10 protein-coding genes and 3 pseudogenes are annotated in these 11,395 nt (G+C 64.2%); 5 read left to right on the top strand and 8 right to left on the bottom strand.

The features are described 5' to 3' along the window. Positions 1-315: 315 nt before the first annotated feature. A complete protein-coding gene (locus tag HNP02_RS42120; RefSeq protein ID WP_184446753.1) occupies positions 316-1,083 on the top strand; it encodes a pirin-like bicupin family protein in 768 nt (255 codons plus the stop codon). A 317-nt stretch (positions 1,084-1,400) separates the two neighbouring features. Here the strand turns inward: HNP02_RS42120 and HNP02_RS42115 are convergent, their stop codons facing one another. Then, positions 1,401-2,009 (bottom strand): NAD(P)-binding domain-containing protein, encoded by a 609-nt coding sequence (locus HNP02_RS42115; RefSeq protein WP_309241897.1) that lies wholly within the window; start codon positions 2,007-2,009, stop codon positions 1,401-1,403. A gap of 231 nt (positions 2,010-2,240) precedes the next feature. Further along, positions 2,241-2,537 carry a hypothetical protein gene (locus HNP02_RS42110; RefSeq protein WP_255507548.1) on the bottom strand — a complete coding sequence of 99 codons (297 nt, stop codon included), beginning with the start codon at positions 2,535-2,537 and terminating at the stop codon, positions 2,241-2,243. A 317-nt stretch (positions 2,538-2,854) separates the two neighbouring features. Between HNP02_RS42110 and HNP02_RS42105 the strand changes: the two genes are divergently transcribed. Continuing rightward, positions 2,855-3,349 (top strand): MarR family transcriptional regulator, encoded by a 495-nt coding sequence (locus HNP02_RS42105; protein ID WP_221318647.1) that lies wholly within the window; start codon positions 2,855-2,857, stop codon positions 3,347-3,349. 221 nt (positions 3,350-3,570) lie between these two features. On the opposite strand, the gene HNP02_RS42100 is transcribed toward HNP02_RS42105, so the two are convergent. Continuing rightward, positions 3,571-4,314: a GntR family transcriptional regulator gene (locus tag HNP02_RS42100; RefSeq protein ID WP_255507547.1), complete on the bottom strand. Its 744-nt coding sequence runs from the start codon at positions 4,312-4,314 to the stop codon at positions 3,571-3,573. Positions 4,315-4,458: 144 nt separating this feature from the next. Next, positions 4,459-4,886: pseudogene (locus tag HNP02_RS42095) on the bottom strand (YceI family protein); the annotation flags it as partial. A 380-nt stretch (positions 4,887-5,266) separates the two neighbouring features. Here HNP02_RS42095 and HNP02_RS42090 point away from each other — a divergent pair. From HNP02_RS42090 to HNP02_RS42080, 3 genes and pseudogenes are all read left to right on the top strand, one after another. After that, positions 5,267-5,827, top strand: a complete 561-nt coding sequence (locus HNP02_RS42090) for a MarR family winged helix-turn-helix transcriptional regulator (RefSeq protein ID WP_184446751.1) — start codon at positions 5,267-5,269, stop codon at positions 5,825-5,827. A gap of 82 nt (positions 5,828-5,909) precedes the next feature. Further along, positions 5,910-6,972 (top strand): annotated as a pseudogene (locus HNP02_RS42085) (CE1758 family FMN-dependent luciferase-like monooxygenase). Between the two features lie 216 nt (positions 6,973-7,188). Further along, positions 7,189-7,998, top strand: coding sequence for an enoyl-CoA hydratase/isomerase family protein (locus HNP02_RS42080; RefSeq protein WP_184446750.1), 810 nt, complete (start codon positions 7,189-7,191; stop codon positions 7,996-7,998). A gap of 235 nt (positions 7,999-8,233) precedes the next feature. Here HNP02_RS42080 and HNP02_RS42075 read toward each other — a convergent pair. The 4 genes and pseudogenes from HNP02_RS42075 to HNP02_RS42060 form a co-directional block, all read right to left on the bottom strand. After that, positions 8,234-9,440 (bottom strand): annotated as a pseudogene (locus tag HNP02_RS42075) (transposase); the annotation flags it as partial. 65 nt (positions 9,441-9,505) lie between these two features. After that, positions 9,506-9,748: a hypothetical protein gene (locus HNP02_RS42070; RefSeq protein WP_184446749.1), complete on the bottom strand. Its 243-nt coding sequence runs from the start codon at positions 9,746-9,748 to the stop codon at positions 9,506-9,508. Between the two features lie 132 nt (positions 9,749-9,880). Further along, positions 9,881-10,168, bottom strand: coding sequence for a hypothetical protein (locus tag HNP02_RS42065; RefSeq protein WP_184446748.1), 288 nt, complete (start codon positions 10,166-10,168; stop codon positions 9,881-9,883). Positions 10,169-10,243: 75 nt separating this feature from the next. After that, on the bottom strand, positions 10,244-11,344 hold the full coding sequence (locus HNP02_RS42060) for an NAD(P)-dependent alcohol dehydrogenase (RefSeq protein WP_184446747.1): 1,101 nt from the start codon (positions 11,342-11,344) through the stop codon (positions 10,244-10,246). Positions 11,345-11,395 lie beyond the last annotated feature (51 nt).

The following is an 11,395-nucleotide window of genomic DNA, read 5'->3' as shown; positions in this document are numbered from 1 at the left end:
CGACAGTGCTCACCGGCCGGCGGCTCGGTAATCAGCCTCCCGCTCGAGAACCAAGATCCCCGTCAAGGACACGCTGATCGACTCCCATTAGGCGACCGCGATCACGAAACGTCGAACCGCGAGCGACTTGCGGGCGTTGGACTCCTGGGCTGGGACCATCCGCCTGGGTCATCCCCGATTGTCGATCGGTCATTTAGTTGACACGACAAACATAATGGTGGCGACTGTCACGCAACGGAATGCGTGCATGCGAAGCAACGTTGTACCGCCTGCAAAGACGTTGCCCAAAGGTTCTATTCGAGGAGTGAACACGAAATGAGCGCACCCGTGCTCGACATCAGGCGTGCCGATGATCGACTGAAGTCCAGGATCTCTTGGTTGGACGCCAAGCACTCGTTCTCCAACGGACTCGGCGACCGGTTCGACCCGGCCAACACCCACCACGGTCTGCTTGTGGTCAACAACGATGACACGATCATGCCGGGCAAAGGTTTCGACACCCACCCGCATCGTGACATGGAGATCGTGACGTGGGTGTTGCGTGGGTCGCTTGTGCATCAAGACTCGGCTGGCCACTCTGGCATCATTTATCCCGGTCTCGCCCAACGGATGTCGGCCGGTCGCGGAATCATGCATTCCGAGAAGAACGATTCGTGGATCCAGACGGGTGCAGAATCACACGAGGAACCGGTGCATCTGATCCAAATGTGGGTGGTGCCCGACGAGAGCGGCACGGACCCGGGATACCAGCAACTCGAGATCGACGATGCGCTGCTCTCTGGGAGCTTGGTGACGATTGCCTCCGGCATGCCGAAGGACCGCGGTGAAACGGCGATCAGCATCCGCAATCGGCACGCCGCGCTCAAGGGGGCACGGTTGCGTCCGGGTCAGTCCGTCATCGTGCCCGAGGCCCCCTATCTGCACTTGTTCGTCGCAGGCGGCGAGATCGCGCTCGAGCAAGGCGGCACCCTCGGCGAGGGCGATGCGGTGCGGTTCACTGCGTCCGGCGGCCAGCGACTGACCGCCACCACGGCGGCTGAGATCTTGATCTGGGAGATGCACGCCAGCCTGGATGAGGACTGAGCCGACCGGCCAGGCCACGCCCCTGGTCGGAGTAAGCGACCAGGGCGCCGTAAGCCTCGACGCCGATCTTCATGGTCATGCTCATCATTGGCAGAACCGCGGTGGCGGCACTGACCGTCGTTTCCAGGGCAGGCAGCTCGATCGCCGCATCCTTCGGTGCTGATCTGGCAGGGCCTGTTAGGCATACCGATTCACCGGCTGGTCATATTGTCGGGCATCGTCGTGCTGGCCGTCGGATCGTGCTACAAGACGGTGCTACTGGTGTCGCGGTTCTGCGCTCGGCGCCATTCAGGTGTGCGGCTCCGGTTCCGGTGCGGTCAGTCCTGTTTGAGTACGTGCAATGCGCTGAGCGGTCCTCCGAGCTGCATGATGCGGCCACCGTCGCGCAGGCTACCTACCAGTACGCCAGCGAACCCCAAGCGAGTCAAAAGCTCGCCGAAGTCACTCAGTGCCTCGTCATCGTCGCCGGCGTAGAAGACCACCTGTCGACCCTCGGGATGCACCGGGTCGGCGCGGATGAAGTTGGCGAACATCGTGTTGAAGGCCTTGACTACGACGGCACCGGGCAGCCGCCGGGCGACCCATTCGCTGCCGGTGTCCTCTCCGAGGTCGACCACGCCTGCGTCGGGGTCGGGTTCGGCGAATTGATTGGTGGCATCGACCACGACTCGCCCGACCCAGCTATCGACGGCGCCGGTCAGTTCTGAGACTCGGGTGAAGGGAACCGCAATGACCACTAGGTTCGCGCCTGCCGCCTCGGCCACCGTGACGGCGCGTGCGCCTGGTCCAAGCTCGGCCACGACGTCGATTAGGCTGTCCGGCCCGCGGGTATTGCTGAGCAGGACGGCGACGCTCGCTTCGAGCAGTCGATGCGCCACGGCCTGAGCAAGCCGTCCCGATCCGATGAAGCCGACTGTATCGATCACAAGGTTCCTTCTGTCCGTGGGCGAAGAATCGCCCGTTGCTTGGCGGTATTGCCATTGTGTCCGGTCGCCGGAAGGCGACAGCTACGGTGCCGACCGCGATATCGCAACTTGCTTGCGTACAACTGAGCGGTGATGGCGCCAGCCCTTCGTGTGTGGGCTCTTTCGGGCGCACGTACGCAGTGGTCCTGAGCGAGGGTCTGCCGACCCGGCCTACACACGGCTCTAGCCCGTTCAGCCAGCGACGGGAAGCGTTGCGCCCGTGTGGACTTGCCGTCTTCCGTCGAGCAAGCGGTCGACCGCCAATTTTCCGCCGCCGTTTTGAATGGGCCAGAAGGCGACCAGTTCGATGACGCCTACGTACCAGAGTGGCCAGGTGCCGACGGGCACCGCAGGACCCCCGTCCATTCCGACCGGCCAGGCGAATAGGATCTGGACCCCGTGAATGGCGAACAGCACGCCGAGAACCACGCGGAACGTGCTCAGAACGATCTGCGACAAGGCGTCGAGTCGAGAACTGATACTTGTCATGTCAAGCATCGTACATCAAGCGGACCGAAGTCCGGATAGCCTCCGAGGCGCGGCGCTACACCTTGGGAGCAGACGGGCGACCGAAGCTTCCGAATTGCATGGCGGAGTGCTTGTCTCGGCGGCTTGCATGCACCAGCCGCCGGCGTCGGAGTCCACTGCGGGCTCGGCAGCATCGAGCAGACGTGGCATGACACTTCGGTTCCAATGACCTCCAGCGCCTCCATCGCGTTCTTCTCTCGCGGTGCCCTGTCACCTTCAGTTAAATGCTTAACTCTATTTCTGCTATTCCGGTTCAATGCTGAAGTTAGAATCGCGAGGTGAACGACTCCTCCGAACCGCGCTGGCTCGACGCCGACGAACAACGCGTCTGGGTACAGCTATCGACGATGATCCTGCGATTGCAGCCGGTGCTGAGCGCGCAGCTGCAACTGGAGTTCGGTGTCAGCCATTTCGAATACCTGGTGATGGCTCGACTGTCGGAGACGGCGGGCGCAACGATTCGGCTCAGCGCGCTGGCCAAGATCACTGGTAGTTCGCTACCCCGGTTGTCCCAAGCGGTCACGCGCCTCGAGAAGCGGAAGTGGCTGACACGCCGGCCCGATACCGCCGACGGCCGTTACACTCTGGCAGTGCTGACCCGGGCGGGACGTCGCCGCCTGGAGCAGATGGCCCCCAGCCACATCGAGGACATCCGTGAGTACGTCTTCGACCGACTGACCCACGCGCAGGTCCGCCAGCTAGGAGTGATCAGCCAGCGCGTCCTCGACGGACTGCCACCAGATGACAGCTGGCCCAGTGCGTCGGTGCCCTAGCCGTACCGACCACGGACGGTCGTAACGGCGTGGTAGGGGACCGTCGGCCAGAGGTCTGCGACGCCGCGGGCATCCCAGGTCCACACGTCGTCCCGTTCGACCACACACTCCGGCCCCGCCAGCCGTGCCCAAGACGCCGATGTCGACCGATCACTTCAGTCCGTGCCCATGAGTGCGTTCGGTTACCCGCGAGCATCGACGATATCGCCGGTGTGGGTGCCTCAACCCGCGACGGGGCGTTCGTCCAGATTGTCCAGGCTGCGCGCACGCGCGAACGCGATGAGTTTCTTGGGCGCTTTCGCGATGTGGGCCACCAGCAGTTCGGCCGCCGCGTCGGTATCGCGCGAGAGCGCCAGCTTCGTGAGGCGGCGGTGCTCCTTGGCCAGGTCGCGATGATGATGGTCGGTCAGCGCCCAGTACCAGCGGCGATACAGTTCGGCGCTATCGCGCAGACCTTGGACCACGCCTTCGAGCCGGGCGTTGTGACACCCCGCTGTCAGCGCCTGGTGGAATTCCCGGTGCCGAGCGGCCCACTGCTCGTCCACCATTTGCTCGGAGTTGAGTATGGGAGTCCGCTCCAGGAGGTGATGAGCGGCGACAATGCCGCTTTCCCACTGTTCGTCTCCGCGTTCGATAGCCAGCCGCAGCGCGATCGGTTCGATTCGCACCCGGGCCTCGGTCAGGCCTTCGATGTCCTCGACGGACAATTCGCGAACCCGGAAGCCACGCTGCGGCGTAGCGGTCACCAGGCCCTGGGCCGCCAATCTGGTCAGGGCCTCGCGAATCACCGATTGACTGACGCTGAAGCGCTGCGCTAGTTCGACCAACCGCAGCTTCGCTCCCGGGCACAACACGCCATTGAGCAACTCTGCGTGAAGCACGTCATAGACCTCTACGCCGCGCGTCAACGGGGCTTCACTCACAACCGAAGCATACTGCATTTCTGGCACCGGCCGCGAATTCATGTTTTTGGCGATAAATGCGTTAAGTGGCATTTTTGCGGTTAGCTGCCGTGGCCCGCGGGGTTGTTGCGGCCGCGACGTCGTCCTGGTGGAACGACGCCGAACCGGTCACCCTAGGTGACATCGGCCGGGCGTCGGTTGCGCCACTCAGGCTTGGTCGATCGCCTCGATCGCCAAGGTGCCGGTGACCTTGTCGCCCACCACGGCGCCGCCGGTCTCCAGTGGCAGCTCGATGTCGATGCCGAAGTCCTTGCGGTCCAGTACGACCGACGCCTCGAAGCCGGCGACCTCGCCGTATCCCTGACCGGGTTGGCCCGTTGGACTCGAAGTTGAGGCTGACCGGCTTGGTTACGCCCTCGAGGGTGAAATCGCCGACGAACACGTAGCGGTCGCCGCTCGGAATAACTGTGGAAGACGTGAATGTCGCGACGGGTATCTCGCGGCGTCAAAGAAGTCGGCGGACTTCAGGTGCCCGTCGCGCTGGTCGTTGTCGGTGCTGAGCGAATCGACGACGATCTGGGCCGAGACCGAGGGGGTGCCGCCGCGGCGACGGTGAAGGCGCCGCTGAACGTCTCAATGCGGCGGTCCCGACGGCCCTCGCTGCCTCACATCGCAGTGGTGCTCGACGGACCACCAGCACGGTCGCTCCATCGACTCGTTCCTCTTGGCCCGCCAGGCGGCGTCAGCGCAGTGGTCGAAGGACAACGTCACTGCGCTCGCGACGCGCAGTCGACCGGTGGAGACCCGACCACGTGGTCACCGTGGCGACGAAGTCACGATCGTGCGGCGGGCGGCGGTTGGATCTCGGCCGCTGGCCGCTGCGCAAGGGTCGACGCCGAGGTCCGAGCATTCCCACGGACTCCTCCTTCATCGTCGGCGTCCCTCGCGCGTTCGCGCCCGGATACTTAAGCGTTTAATCGAACCGGAATATTTCAGTTCAATGTTTAAGTTAAACATGAACGTGAAGACGTGCGACGAAATCACTTCCCTGGACGGCGAAGAGAGCCGCGTGTGGGACCAGCTGTCGACGGTTATCTTGCGCCTGCAGCCAGTGTTGAGCGCGGAGTTGCAGCGTGACTTCGGCATCAGCCACTTCGAATACCTGGTGATGGCCCGCCTGTCGGAGTCCGGCGGGACGAAGATGCGAATGAGCACGCTGGCCACCATCGCGGGTGGCTCGCTGCCCAGGCTTTCCCAGGCGGTGGGCCGTCTCGAGCGGCGCGGATGGCTGGCGCGCACACCCGACGCCGACAACGGCCGCTACACCCTGGCCATTCTGACCGACGCTGGGTTGCGCAAATTGCAAGAGATAGCTCCGGGCCACGTGAAGGCGATCCGTCGACTCGTCTTCGATCGTCTCTCGCGCCACCAGGCCATCGCGCTAGGGGATATCGCGCAACGAATCCTGAGCGCGCTACCTCCCGACGAGAGTTGGCCCGGCACAGGCCAGTCCGAGCGAACTCGACGGCGGCTGGGCCTGCCCCATGGCCGAGAGGGAGAGATACTTGACACGTAAAGCACACCAGATAGATTTAGTTGTTGAGTTAAGTATTGACGCGCGCTCGTTCGATCGCGCGCATGAGTCGAAAGGCATTACCGTGCAATTCGGTATCTTCGGGGTCGGTGACGTCACAGCTGACGCAGCCACCGGTCACATCCCCAGCGAAAACGAGCGTCTGAAGGCGATTACCCGGATCGCTATCCATGCCGAGCAGGCGGGCTTCGACGTCTACGCACTCGGCGAGCACCACAACAGGCCATTCCTGTCCAGCAGCACGCCCACGGTGCTGGGTTACATCGCCGCGCGCACCGACCGAATCATCCTGTCGACGTCGGTGACGTTGATAACCACCAACGACCCCGTACGCATTGCCGAGGACTTCGCCACCCTGCAGCACCTCGCTGACGGCCGGGTCGACCTGATGTTGGGGCGCGGGAACACCGCTGAGGTCTACCCCTGGTTCGGCAAGCGCGTACAGGACGGGATCCCACTGGCCGTGGAGAACTACGCGCTGTTGCGCCGGTTGTGGGACGAGGACGTGGTGACGTGGTCGGGCGAATTCCGCTCACCGCTTGTCGAATTCACGGCCATCCCGCGTCCGCTGAACGGCGTTCCGCCGTTCGTGTGGCACGGGTCGATCCGCTCACCTGAGATCGCCGAGCAGGCGGCCCGCTACGGGGACGGGTTCTTCGTGAACAACCTCTTCATGGACGTGGCCTACTTCTCGCGCTACGTCGATTTCTATCGCACGGCTTATGCGGCGTTCGGTCATGGGCGGCCCGAGGACGCGATTGTCGGCGCCGGCGGCTTCGCCTTCGTGCGGGCACGATCGCAGGATGCGGTGCGCGAGTACCAGCCCTACTTCGACGCCATTAGCCACATGCACGGCGGCCGGAACCTCCCAGACGTCAACGCCTCGACGGGTTTGACGGTGGGCAGCCCCTCCCAGATCGTCGAGAAGGTGATGGCCACTCGCGAGCGGTTCGGCGACTACCGCCGTCAGATGTTTGCTCTGGACTTTGGCGGCCTTCCCGAGCGCAGCGTCCACAAGACGATCGATCTGCTCGGCGAGCAAGTGCTTCCGGTCCTGCGCGTCGAGTTCGACGCGAGCGCGACCAGTCCGGCCGCCTGATACTCCGGTGCATGGCTTGCCGCGGTGATGCACTCACCCCCGATGATCGCAGGCGCACCGCCGGTTTCGCAGAATGCTCAGCGTGTCGCAGTGCGCATCGACCGCGACCCACATCCGCCATGCCCTACCTGGGGTTGGGCCGTATGCGCATGTCCGCGGAGCGCAGAAGATAAAGAGAAAATATAGTCCTATCGATAGACTTCAGGGAGTCTAGACCTAGGCACCGAGAGGAGAACGAGGACCCATGAGCGCGGTGACCTTCCACCAGGAGGCCAATGTCGGCCACCTCGTACTACGAAGTCCACCAACCAACTTCATCGACGAAGGCTTCAGCGACGACCTGCGAGCGGCGGTACACGACGCGGGTGCGAGTAACAGCCGGGCACTGTTGATCACCGCCGAGGGCCCCAACTTCAGTTTGGGCGCAGCGCCGTGGGAATGGTCCGACAAGTCATCGGCCTGGTTTCGCACGTTCATCGCCGAGGTGACCGCCTCCTACCGCGCCATTGAAGCCCTCGAGTTGCCAGTGGTGGCTGCGATCCGAGGCCAAACCGCAGGTGGCGGTTTGGAATTGGCGCTGTGCGCAGACTTCATCGTCGCCTCCGTCGAGACCGTCCTGTGGTGCCCGGAGGGGATGGGTGGACAAGTCCCGATGGCCGGCGGATACCAACGCTTGATCCGCTCGATCGGTCCGGTCGCGGCCCGACGAATGGTCATGCTGGCCGTCCCGACCCCGATCGGCGAGGTCGCCAGCCTCGCCGAACGCGTGGTGGTCGACGGCGAGCTCGATCATACCGCGGCCGAGCTGGTCACGCGCCTGTCCAACGGCCCCACCCGCGCCCACGTGGCCGCGAAATCCCTTTTCAGGGCTTACGAATCCGGTGGTGTCGGTACCGCCGATCGGTTGTTGGCCGACGTGACGGCCGGCCTGTTCGACACCGAGGACAGCCGGGCCGCGTTGGCGGCCGCCGCCGCCCTACGAGACGGGCGGGCCGATGGGCAACCGCCAGCTCCAGGCCTGGCGGCCTTGCCCGTCGCGTTCCGGGGACGCTGATCGCACGGCGTCACCAACTGCGCCCGAATTCGGGATGTTAGGTGTCAGCCCGCTAGGACGGGGTTAACGTCCCCTGGGAGACTCCTGAATAAGGGGTTTGTGGGGCGGGGCGTCTCGAGCCGCGTGGCGGCGTTGGTGAAGTCAGATCCTGAGGTCGACACGGAGATCGCCCCGCCGTTTCGAGTTTTGCAGTCGATGGGTGGTGCCTGCAAGGCCTTGGGCGAGTGCTTAGGCCAGCCCAGGTGGTGCCGTTGCGGTCGAGGCCCAGGGTGATCAATCGGCGTAGGTTCAGTGCTGCGGTGCCGTGATGTAACCAGTGATCGTTCTTGGCGACGCCGCGGTAGCGGGCTTTGCGATTCCCTCGAGTCAACCATGCGATGGAACGCTCCACCATCGGCCGATGTTGACGATATTCGTTGAGCCGGTCCGGATTTCGCGCTGAAACGCGTGCCGCTCTTTGTAGCGTGTCGTGTGGCCGCAGGTGCAGCGTCTTCCCGGTGACGCTGGTGGTGCAGCGGGCCCGTAGTGCGCAGCTGCGACACGCCGAATCGAATATTGCGTTGCCTGCGCGTGGGTGATATTCCTGGTCGCTCCGGCAGGACACGTCACCGTCCGGTTGGTGTGATCGACGGTGAACCCACCCGGAACTGCCGAGCGCGTCGGTGCCGGTTTGACCAGATCGACGTGACCACCGGCAACGAGTTCGGCACGCAATTCCCCGGAACCGTATACAGAATCAGCGAGCACCCGGACCGGTGCGGACTCGCCGGCCAGCAGCTCGATCCCGACCGCGGCGTCACCGCTGCCCTTGCTCAACGCGCAGTCGGTGACGATGCCGGTATCGGGCTCGATGACCAGATGCGCCTTGAATCCGTCCTGGCGTCGGTGCACCGTCTTGTGAGCATGCCGGGCCTCGGGATCGACCGTCGAGATGACCCGGTCCGGGGCCACGTTCCGGGCGATGCGCCACCGGCCGTCGGTGCCATCGGAGCCCTCGACCGGTTCGACGTCTTGGCCGGCGATCAACGCCAACAAGGCCACCGCGTCGGCGGCTTTTGGGCCGAGTTCGGTCTTGGAAAGATGTCCCAATATCCGGTGCGCCAACCGCCGCCGCCAGTACGTCAATGTCGTGGCATGAAACGCGGCGTCGGTGACCACCAACCCGCAGGCGGTCTTCCATCGCAGATCGAAGGTGACCGCATCCACGGTCTGGTTATCGGAGAGGCCGTGCAACGCCTGCAAGGTGATCACCGCGGCCATCACGTCGGCGGGCACACTCGGGCCGCCCCGACCGCTGGGAAACAAATCACGAAACATACATCGGGGAGCAACTCCCGACGATGCGCGGCCAGCACCCCGAACACACTGCCCGCCTTGAGCAGATGCCCCGTCACCGACTCCGCATCCAGAATTTCCCGCTGATCATCAGAGCGACCCTGCACCCCAAAATCATCCCAACAATCACAGGTCAACAAGCGGTCGCCACGCGGGATTATCCAGGAGTCTCCTAGCCGGGAAGTCCCTGCTCCTCCTTGGGCAAGGGCGCGGGGCCCTTGATGCTGGGTTGCGCCACGGGGACCGGCGCTGCGCTCGCCGGGGTGGTCGCGGTGATGGTCACCCCGGTACTCATCTCTCCGGCCATGGGACCCGAATCCGACGGTCCCTGCAAGATTGCCCCCACCAAGGCGGCCCCGGTGATCGCAACTCCTGCGCCGATGACGGCGAACGGCTTGATGCTTCTAGCACTCACAGTCGGAACTCCTTACCTTCGCTAAATCGTTGTCTTTGCTAATTAGGCCTGCGAGTTACAGCGAGTGCCGGGCCCCATCTATTCCGGTTCGGCAGATTTGATTTCGGAGTCTTGACGTGCGATGTGGTCGGCTCAGGGTCTCGCAGGCAGCGCAGCAACGTCGTCCATGGGAGGTCCATTCAGGTCGGACACGGCCCGGCCTGCGACGGTCGTCGCAATCGCCTTGCCGTCACGGATCACCGCAAGGATCGAGACCTCGTCATTCACCACGAAAGACGAACCCGCACTGCCGACTCGGCTTCCGTCATCGGTGATCGCGGTGGTCTGGGCATCGATCTGGTAGGTACGCGCGAACCCGTCCGAGCTACGCGCCGTGAGGGAGTCCGGCGTCACGGCCACCAGAGTGCCCTGCTGGCTCACTGGCTGATATGTAGGCCAGTTTGTCAAGGGGCAGGGTGAAGCGGCGGCCGCGACCGTGCACGTGTGCAGGGCGGACTAGTCGCCCATCATCAAGACCGGTTTGACGACCTTGCCGTTGGCCGCGTCTGCGAACGCCTGGTTGACGTCAGCCAACTCATAGCTGCGGATGAGGCGATCGATCGGGAACCGTCCGGACTGATACAACTCAACCAGTTTCGGGATGAAGACGTGGGGTACCGAGTCACCTTGCATGATGCCGCGCAGCGTGCGGCCAGCCAGCAGCGAGGTCATGTCGATGGACGCGTCAGTGCCTACTGGCGGGGCACCGACGAGGGCGGCGACGCCCCTGGGAGTGATCAGTTCCACTGCCAGGGACAACATCTCGGGCCGGGCCGTGGTCTCCAGGACATAGTCGAATCCACTGGGCCGGATCTTACGCAGGTGCTCGGCGGGGTCGGCCGTCGCGGCGTTGACGGTGTCCGTCGCGCCCAGTTCGGTGGCCATCGCCAGCTGTGGCGCGCTCACGTCGACTGCGACCACGGTGCCGGCCCCGACGATGTTGGCGGCCATCACCGCGGCGAGACCGACTGCGCCAGTGCCGAACACTGCCAGTGATTCACCGGCGTTGACCCGAAGTGAATTGAGGACCGCCCCGGCTCCAGTCTGCAGTCCGCATCCCAGAGGCCCGGCCAGTTCCAGTGGCATGTCCTTGGCGATCCGAACGGTGTTGCGCTCGTGGGCCAGAGCGAACTGCGCGAAGGACGACTGACCGAAGAAGTGGCCGTGAACTCCAGCTCCCGCGTAGGCGTTGCTGCCGTCGAGTCGAGAGCCGCTGAACGCCAACGGAATGAACTGCGCGCAGTTGACCGGTGCCCCGGTCCAGCATGCGTCGCACCGGCCGCACGACGGCACCGTGAGCGCCACGTGATCCCCGGCAGCAACACTGGTCACGGCCGAACCGACGTACTCCACGACGCCAGCCCCCTCATGGCCGAGGATCATCGGTAGCGGGATTGGGTAGTCCTGGTTGCGCATGTGTGCGTCGGTCTGGCAGACGCCGGTGGCCACGATGCGAACGAGCACTTCGTCGGGCTGGGGGGTTGGCACGTGGACTGTGCGTACCTGGAAGGGGCCGCCTTTGTGTTCGACGATGGCGGCTTGCATCAGGGTGGGCATGTGGTGCTAGTTCTTTTTGGGTGGTAGGCCGAACAGGGCTGCGGCGTTGTC

Origin of the sequence: Mycobacterium sp. AZCC_0083 (assembly GCF_014202335.1) — a bacterium.
Classification (GTDB): domain Bacteria; phylum Actinomycetota; class Actinomycetes; order Mycobacteriales; family Mycobacteriaceae; genus Mycobacterium.
Note: the sequence above shows the minus strand (reverse complement) of the source record. Positions and strands in the feature narration are given on the sequence as shown.

Coding starts and splice junctions, on each gene's coding strand:
- HNP02_RS42120 (WP_184446753.1), top strand. CDS start 316: ATGAGCGCACCCGTGCTCGACATCAGGCGTGCCGATGATCGACTGAAG.
- HNP02_RS42110 (WP_255507548.1), bottom strand. CDS start 2,537: ATGACAAGTATCAGTTCTCGACTCGACGCCTTGTCGCAGATCGTTCTG.
- HNP02_RS42100 (WP_255507547.1), bottom strand. CDS start 4,314: ATGAATTCGCGGCCGGTGCCAGAAATGCAGTATGCTTCGGTTGTGAGT.
- HNP02_RS42090 (WP_184446751.1), top strand. CDS start 5,267: ATGAACGTGAAGACGTGCGACGAAATCACTTCCCTGGACGGCGAAGAG.
- HNP02_RS42080 (WP_184446750.1), top strand. CDS start 7,189: ATGAGCGCGGTGACCTTCCACCAGGAGGCCAATGTCGGCCACCTCGTA.
- HNP02_RS42060 (WP_184446747.1), bottom strand. CDS start 11,344: ATGCCCACCCTGATGCAAGCCGCCATCGTCGAACACAAAGGCGGCCCC.